The sequence below is a fragment of the Paenimyroides ummariense genome, assembly GCF_900115115.1.
In the GTDB taxonomy this organism is placed as follows: Bacteria; Bacteroidota; Bacteroidia; order Flavobacteriales; family Flavobacteriaceae; genus Flavobacterium; species Flavobacterium ummariense.
The window spans coordinates 75,874-83,164 of sequence record NZ_FOVI01000013.1 but is presented as its reverse complement, the minus strand read 5'-3'; the positions used below and the strand labels follow the sequence as shown (position 1 = coordinate 83,164).

At 33.8% G+C, this 7,291-nt stretch carries 5 protein-coding genes; 4 read left to right on the top strand and 1 reads right to left on the bottom strand.

Annotated features, from left to right (window positions below; genetic code table 11):
• Positions 1–218 precede the first annotated feature (218 nt).
• From BM253_RS10680 to BM253_RS10665, 4 genes are all read left to right on the top strand, one after another.
• The gene (locus BM253_RS10680; protein WP_091523662.1) at positions 219–1,667 is read left to right on the top strand and encodes a MauE/DoxX family redox-associated membrane protein; all 1,449 of its coding nucleotides are present in this window, start codon (positions 219–221) and stop codon (positions 1,665–1,667) included.
• A 167-nt stretch (positions 1,668–1,834) separates the two neighbouring features.
• Positions 1,835–2,119 carry a DUF6520 family protein gene (locus tag BM253_RS10675; RefSeq protein WP_091523659.1) on the top strand — a complete coding sequence of 95 codons (285 nt, stop codon included), beginning with the start codon at positions 1,835–1,837 and terminating at the stop codon, positions 2,117–2,119.
• 176 nt (positions 2,120–2,295) lie between these two features.
• Positions 2,296–3,495, top strand: a complete 1,200-nt coding sequence (locus tag BM253_RS10670; protein ID WP_091523655.1) for a HEPN-associated N-terminal domain-containing protein — start codon at positions 2,296–2,298, stop codon at positions 3,493–3,495.
• 47 nt (positions 3,496–3,542) lie between these two features.
• On the top strand, positions 3,543–4,691 hold the full coding sequence (locus BM253_RS10665) for a hypothetical protein (RefSeq protein ID WP_091523652.1): 1,149 nt from the start codon (positions 3,543–3,545) through the stop codon (positions 4,689–4,691).
• A gap of 72 nt (positions 4,692–4,763) precedes the next feature.
• On the opposite strand, the gene BM253_RS10660 is transcribed toward BM253_RS10665, so the two are convergent.
• Positions 4,764–7,256, bottom strand: coding sequence for an alpha/beta hydrolase family protein (locus BM253_RS10660; RefSeq protein WP_177205768.1), 2,493 nt, complete (start codon positions 7,254–7,256; stop codon positions 4,764–4,766).
• Between the last annotated feature and the right edge of the window lie 35 nt (positions 7,257–7,291).

Genomic DNA, 7,291 nt, shown 5'->3' with positions numbered 1-7,291 from the left:
GACCTTTTGCAACCAGTTCTCCAAACTATATTCTTTAAGTCCAAGAGCTTTGCGAAACAAAAGCCGCCAAACATACTTATCAGAAAATAAAATTGATACGCCAATAAAGGAATAAAAAAGCTAAATAATACCTATCTACTAACTAATTATACTTTTTGAATAACTTTTAATTATTTGAATTTCAGAATTTTACAATACATAAAAATAACATATTTATCATGCGTAAAATTCTACCATTCATAAAACAGGCAGTCATTTACTTTTTCATCATACTGTTCGTGTATGCCGCAGTAAGTAAAATAACTGACTTTGAAAACTTTCAGGTTCAGGTAGCACAGTCTCCCCTGCTGAGTGCTTTTGCAACTACCATTGCTTACGCAACCGTGATCGGTGAACTGATTATTGCCTTATTGTTATGCATACCAAAAACACAAAGATTGGGATTATATCTCTTTCTGGGAATGATGACGGCCTTCACCGTATATATTTACCTGATATTGAACTACAGCCCGTTTGTCCCATGTTCCTGTGGCGGTATCCTTGAAAAGATGGGATGGACGGAACACCTGTGGTTCAATGCTATCACTTCAATGGTTGCCGCTGCTATTTTATTGTACAGAAACACAAACAAGACTTCCATATTATTAAGCATTGGAACTATAATAATAAGTTCGGCAATTATTGTATTACTATTTATCACATCCGAACACATCATGAAAAGGGAAAATCCTTTTATAAGAAGATTTTTACCTCATCATATTGATAAAGCAGAGTATATAGATCTAGGTTTTAATTCCTACTACATAGCAGGACTTACCCATGATACAATATATCTGGGTAATTATACTACTCCTCTCAATATAACAGCAATACCAATGGATATGAGAGCTAGAATCAGTCATCAAATAGTACTCGACGAAAAAGACAGATCTTTCCGCAGCCTCACAGTTAAAGTAAATGATGAGTTCTTTTTTGTCAGCGACGGTGCAACTCCAATCATCTATAGAGGAGAAACAAAAAGCTGGAAAGCATTAAAGTTTATGGAAACAAAAATTTTCTTTTCAAAACTTCAACCAATAGATAACAATTCCTTTTTATTCAGAAGTGAAAAAGCAGATAGTGGAGAGAATGTGTTAGGAAAGATAACAGTCAGTAATTCAACAACATTTGAACTTTATGACAAAGTCTTAAAAAAACAGATTGACGGAATATTCGACACTGATGGACATCTTATAACTGACTCTAAAACAAAGCAGGCAATCTACACTTATTACTATAGAAACCAATATCTAGTTTATGAAAACAAATACAATTATTTTAAGTCTGGTAAAACAATTGATACAACTACCCTTGCAAAAATTGAAGTAAAAACCTTAGCAAACGGTGAGCGAAAAATGGGCGCACCACCTCAAAAAGTCAATTCCAGAACATATGCTTATGATAAACTGTTATACGTAAAATCTGATTTGATGGGTAAAAACGAACCTAGAAGCATGTGGAATGAGGCAAGCATCATTGATGTGTATAATTATAGCAAAAACCAATATATGTATAGCTTTTATACTTACGACTATAAAAAAAACAAAGTGAAGGAATTTGCTATAAATGAAGAATATTTCTTCGGAATCATTGGAAATTCCTTAGTAAGGTATAAGCTAAACAGATAAAAAATTAAAATGAGGTAAGGGAGCTGATAAATTCGGTTTCATGCAGGGGCAAATTGTTTCCGTACAGTGTCCCTTCCTCAATAATAAATCTATTGGCCAATAGCAGGGATCAACGGTTGAAAACCTGTAGAAAAGAGTAAACCGAAAAACTATTAAATTTAATTATTATGAAAACAAATTTCAAAAGAGCCATAATGCCATTTGCAGTAGTGGTATTAGGCGCAGCAGCAGCATTTGCAACAAATGCTGCAAAACAAAATCAAAAAGCTGATGAAGCTGCAATGTTTGGATATCATTACGTAGCATCTAATCCTGTTGGTAATAGATGTGTAGCGGAATGGGTTCCTTGTAATACTGAAGGAGGCCCTGTATGTACTATCGCAGGAAAGACGTACTACCGTATTCCTACCGTAAACGGTTTGCAATGTACCTCCCAACTTTTCTTGGATTAATTAGTCAGTGGCTGCTTGAAAAGGCAGCCTTTTTTATTTAGGAATCATTTTTAGCCATTTACATTAATAATGTATTATTATAAATTAACTATATTTAATCTCAAATACTCGTCACTTTAATATTATAAGACAGTATTATACAAATAAAAAAGGAAATTTTAGAAAATTAAAAGTTGATGAGTAGAGCAATGGATGAAGCAATGAGGCTTCAGGAACTTGGTTTGTGTACCGTTCCAGAAACTAATGTTTGTAGAAACCACATAAACGAACCGGCAATAAAAAACTTTATCCGAAGAACTTCCACTAGCGGATATTGTGATTATTGTGAAAAATCAACATCTGTTGTATCGTTAGAGGATTTAATGGAGTTTATAATGGAGGCTGTACTGCGTTCGTATACTGATCCGGCTAATTTTATGAGATACGAAACGAGTGAAGGTGGGTATTTAGGAAACGTATACAATGCAGAGGAAATTTTACAAGAACATTTTGATCTAGATATTGAAGATTTAAAACTATCCAATGATGTTTTTCAATCACTTGATTTAACGAAGCCTTGGTCGGACGAAATGCAGTTTTACGACAGTCCTTCGGATATTTTATTATACAATTGGAAATACTTTAAGGAAATAGTAAAACATAGATCTAGATACTTTTTCGGACTGGTAAAAGATTTAAATTCAGATAACTACCCTATTCAATCTGACGAAATGCTTGCTGAAATCGGTAGTAGTATTAAAAAATTCAAACTTATTAAGAAACTTAATGTCGGCACAAAATTTTATCGGTGCCGACAACATAGCAGAGGAGATAGTTCTGTATCAAATCCAAAGGGAATGACCTCTCCGCCACAACAATTTGCCATACAACCAAACAGGATGAGTCCATCCGGGATCTCTATGTTTTATGGAGCTTTCGATATAGAAACAGCTTTAAGAGAAACTCTTGATGTGGGTAATAAGGAGATCCAATACTTTACAACAGTTGCTTTTAGTACTATTAGAGAACTGAACGTTGTTGATTTATCCATGATGCCATTACCTCCCAGTCCTTTCGATGCCAAAAAGCATCAAGATCGCTTTAGGCTAATTTTCATAAAGAATTTTATAAAAGATCTGACTGCACCTATAAATAGAGATGGGAGGATACACATAGATTATGTACCAACGCAAATCATTACAGAATATTTAAGATTTCCTTTTTCAGATAAGCTTTCAAAACATAATAGAATTGACGGAATAATATATCCGTCTTCACGTAATGGTAAGAAAGCATGTGTACTTTTTTTTGATAATGAAGAGAGCTTAAAAGTTCTTAACATGGATAATGGATCTTTAAACACAACGAAAATTAATAAGAAAAAGCATAAATACTAGATCAAAAAGATTTAGTATTTAAATTAATTAGTAAATAAATTATATAGATGCAAAAAATTGTAAGCTTTGAAATATTAGAAACTCTTTGGGAAATGTTAAATAAATCCGTAAGAGATACCAGCCCAGATAAAAGTAAAACATTGCTGAATGAAGTCTTAATCAAAGGTTGGGCTAGTCTAGCAGATATAGAAGATATTTTAGACACATTGGATTCCAGAATATACAATCACACTTTAAAAATAGAAAAAATTTGTGAGATTTTTGACATTGCTATTGAAACAGCGTACTATAAGCCATCAAGGCTATCTATTGAAGTATTAGGTAACGAATCACTTAGGATTGAATCGCTAGCACATTTACTTATAATTTTAGAACAAATTGGGTTCAATACGCGCCCAGAAGATCTGGTGAACCTTCTATTACCCAAACTTACCGAAAAAAATACTATTTTTTTATCTGCCAGCGAGTTGCAAGTGTTTTGGTTTACAAAATACAGACATAGGAATTCACCGTTAGAGTTTTGCACAGACGAAGAATGGTGGAGACAAGATAGTAAAACAAAAAGTATTAAAACTTCTTCAAGCTATAAAGTATCTGCTACCTTTAATGATAGTGGTTGTATAATACATCTAGAAATCAGACCTCCAAAATTCAGAAAAAGACCTAGGACATTTTCAACCCGATGCAAAGAATGCGGCTATGAATGGGTAAAGGGAGATCCTGAGTCGAGTATGTATCATCGACGCGAGCATAAAAAGAGAATGTCCTACTTGGATCCCAAACCAAACATGAGGATGACAAAAATTATGCATAATCCAGACTTTGAGCTTGTAACTACTAACAGTTTAAAGTGGAAACACAAAGAAATGTATGAAAGAGCTCGAATTTTTAAAAGAATGTTCCATTATGATTTTGTGCAATGGCATAGTCAGGCAGGAGATAGTGATCCTAATGTACAAGGTTATCTATTTACCAACGAAATTGGAGCAATTACCGGAGCATGTTCATTCCGCTATCGCAAATATGGTCATAACATTGTTTGGATACTTGATTGGGTCTGGGTAAGTCCTAAACACAGAAGAACTGGTGAACTTTCTAAACGTTGGGAACATTTCAAAACAAAATTTGGAAAATTTGAAGTGCAGCATCCTATCTCCGAGGATATGCAATCATTTTTAAACAAAAACCCCATCTGATTACCAAATAAAATAACAATTATCTTATATAAAAAACGACTGCCTTAAATAACAGTCGTTTTTTAATTAAAATCAGTTTAACCATACAGGTTCAGTCCTTCTTTTGAGATAAAAGTCAAACCACTCTTTTGTTCTACGACTTACATCAATTTGATTTTTAGGATCTGATATACTGTGATCTTCGTTATTGTAAAGCAAAAGTTGTACCTCCTTACCCAACCGTTTCATCGCGGTGAACATATACAGGCTTTGCTGCCAGTTTATCACGTAGTCCTTTGTTCCTGTTATGAGAAGCAAAGGTGTGGATATATTTTTTGCATGATATACGGGTGAATTTCTAATATAGAGTTCCTGATCATCAAAGAAGCTTTTTCCAAAGCGCCACTGATGTGTTTCAAATCGAAATACATCCGGTATGAATAGATCAAAACTATAGGTAAGGTACATACTTACAGCATCAGCAACTCCTGCACTAGATATTGCTGCCTTAAACCTAGGGGTCTGTGTAATAACATAATTTGTCTCGTAGCCACCATAAGAGTGCCCGTAAATACCCATACGCTCCGTATCCAGCGGAAAAACTTTTGCAAGAAAGTCAATAGTTTCATTGATACATTTCAAGGCTGATTGACCTGTTTCACCTATTTCGTAATAAATATCCGGTTCAATTACAAAATAATCGTCAGCGGTGTACTCTCTAAAATTAATATTTGTTACACTCAAATCGGTCGGCGGAACATAAATGTTCTGCGCTTTGAACTTCTGTTCGTATATACTGACAACCACAGGATACTTTGTTGAATCTTTTTCGTTGTAATTTTTAGGAAACCTTACTATACCCCCACGGATATTTCCGTTTTCGTTATACCAATAGAAATGTTCTGATTTGACATCAGTGACATCCGTATCCCAAGTATTGCTTTTATGCAATAAAATTTCTTCTTTTGACTTTAAATTATAGATGTATACAGACGGCGCAACATTAACTTTCTCTTTGACATAGATCAGATAATCCTTAAATCTTTTAATTTGTGAATAATGTGCCTTGTCCCAAACCAAGGGCGTAATAGTGCCATCTTCTTTCAGTAGGTCTATTCCTTCAAATTCATGAAGACCTGCATTCCAAGTTATAATCAGATCATTATTCGGTTTGGTAACAAGTTCGAAAGGAGTTATAACTGAGTGATTAAGATCATAATTGCAATTACAAAGACGATAGTTTTTCTCTTGCTTTTTACTGTTTGTTTTACGGATTATCTTTTTTGATTTCCAGTCGTAGTACCATATATCCTTCTGATCATTCAAGTAAAAGCCTCTACCTTTCCATTCTAAAGGTCCATTTAAAGATTCCGTTCCTGTAATGTTATAATATTCATGCTCGTCACTGTAAAATTTACCGTCAGAGTTTACACTAATACTTTCTCCTTTTCCAGAGTTTAAATCAAAATAATTCCAATGATTATCTTTATAATAAACCAGATTCGGAAAAGTCTTATATTTAAGCAGATTTGAAAGGACGGAACTAAACTTACTGAGATAGCTAAAACTGTTCTTATCGAAATCGTACTTATATAAATTAATCGGAGGGTTTAGTAAGGATGTATCGTCATTTTCAAAGATTTCATATCGATAGATATTTCCAATATGATCAATGTGGTATCCCATTATTTTTCCCTTCTCCATAAGTGAAGTAAGTAGTCCCGTTTTAATATCTATAATCGCCAATTGGTTTCGGTGCTCTTTGTAAAAGTTTACCGCTGCGGGAAAACCATTTATGTTACCATTCCATATCTCTACATCCGCTCCACCAGGTTGGACCTTTTCCACTGATTTTACACCAATTACCATCTTATCGTTGGGCAGAACCATTACTGAAGTAAAATAGGTATCAATCTCTAAGCTTTCACGTTCATTATTAACCGGGTACTGACCTACCTTATTAAGTTTTGTAGAGATTTCATACAAATGTACATTATCATCATCTAATGCAAAGAGATATACCTTTTGACCTTTTGTATCCCATTTAGCATTCCTTAAACTTAAATCTGTAAGCGCACCGGCATCATACTTCACTGTTTTTTCTTTTTTCAAGTCCATTAAAAACAGTTCAGCTTCGTCGTTAGAAAAAACTAATTTATTGAACTCTCTATCAACATTGTAAAAGTCTACATCTAAAAATTTTTCTGAAGTACCTGATTTTACATTCAAAATTGTCAACATTTTATCAGCTTTGGTGTGGTATATTATTTTATTTACAGCTTCTAAAACTTCTATTGCCTCAACATCAGCAACAGTATCCGTTTTCTTAGAAATTAAATCGACAACGTACATTTGTTTTTTTACATAACTGTAAAAAACAGCTTTATAATCTGTAACGAGCATGCGGTTATCCACATTTTTCAAAACGATTTTTTCACCAGTATCTATTAGATGTATGATACAAGTACTGTTGTTTTCAGTATCACTAAAGTAAACAGCTATCTTCCCCGATTCTGTGATATACGCAGGTCTTAATGTTTCCGGTTTATTATCAACATTCTGCCCAAACGAAGGGCAGAATGTCATAACAAACAAACAAATTAAATAATATATTGAGATTT